General features: G+C 41.4%; 1 protein-coding gene. It reads right to left on the reverse strand.

The window, feature by feature from the left end; translation table 11 throughout:
* Nucleotides 1-17: 17 nt before the first annotated feature.
* Nucleotides 18-1,168 (reverse strand): IS3 family transposase gene (locus L1077_RS27135; protein WP_237139877.1). Its coding sequence is split into 2 segments (ribosomal slippage): nt 18-898 and nt 898-1,168, totalling 1,152 coding nucleotides; the frame shifts between segments, so codons are not numbered across the junction.
* Nucleotides 1,169-1,232 lie beyond the last annotated feature (64 nt).

A 1,232-nucleotide genomic window follows, 5' to 3' on the forward strand; every position in this document is an offset into this window, starting at 1 on the left:
TGTTCTGCGCAACTAAATCAGGACACTTTTCTTAAGGAATTTTGCTCATACTCAACTGGCGTTTGATCACAGTTAGCTGTATGAAGTCGCTCTAAATTGTAATAGCGCATATACGCTGTCACATCATTTCTCATATATTCACGAGTTAGCTGAGGCACTTTCAACAACCAATCGTGTTTTAAACTGCCGAAGAACCGCTCAACCACGGCATTATCCCAACAAGCTCCGACATCACCCATACTCGCTCTAATGCCGTAATTAGCTAACAGTTTTCGGTAATGCTTACTGGTATATTGCGAACCTCTATCAGAGTGAAACACCAAGCCTTTTGGTGGCTGGCGTAAGTTATACGCTTTCATCATCGCTTTGCTCACTAAGTCTGTGGTCATGCGTCTATCAATGTGCCAACCAACGATACGGCGTGAATATAAGTCCATAACAATGGCTAGGTACATCCAGCCTTCGCCAGTTCTTAAATAGGTCTCATCACCAGCCCATACCTGATTAGGCGCAACAGGATTAAAGTTCTGATTCAGTAAATTATCAGCAACAGTATCACTGTGCTTGCGTTTGGTTGTTACCTTATAGGCTATGCGCTGGGTAACAACTAAGCCAAGCTTAGCCATTAACTTTTTAACGCCATACTCGCTAACATTTAGTCCCTCCTTGCATAACCGTTTCCGCAGTTCTCGGTAGCCTAAGCTATTTCGACTTTGCTTGAATATCGCTTTAGCTCTTCGATATAAATGAAGTTGCTCAGCCGTAATGATCTTAGCTGGGCGTTTAAGCCAAGCGTAATAAGCACTTCGGCTTACTTTCATTATTTTGCAAAGCTTCACCACAGGAAACGCTGTAGCTAGCTGTTGAATTGTTTGAAACGTTACTTCGTTTCCCTTAGCAGGAGGGAGCTGGCCTTTTTTAATATTTCTTTTTCCATCCTTAGCTCTTTAACTTCCTTTCGTAGCTTCAATAATTCGGCTCGCTCATCAGCACTTAAAATCGAGCCTGATTGCTCTGCTTCAAATTTTGCTTTCCAGTTATAAAGTAATTTATCTGTGATACCTAAAGACGCAGCCGCTTTAGATACGCTATAACCTTGCTCGGTTACTAATGCGACGGCTTCTTGTTTAAATTCAGCCGTGTAACTTCTGTTTGTTCTTTTTGTCATTTAACACCTCAATAACTGGATTATATTCCATTATCAAAGTGTCCTGTTTAATTACAGCAGATCA

This window comes from Pseudoalteromonas luteoviolacea, from assembly GCF_021654285.1.
GTDB classification, from domain to species: Bacteria; Pseudomonadota; Gammaproteobacteria; order Enterobacterales; family Alteromonadaceae; genus Pseudoalteromonas; species Pseudoalteromonas luteoviolacea_J.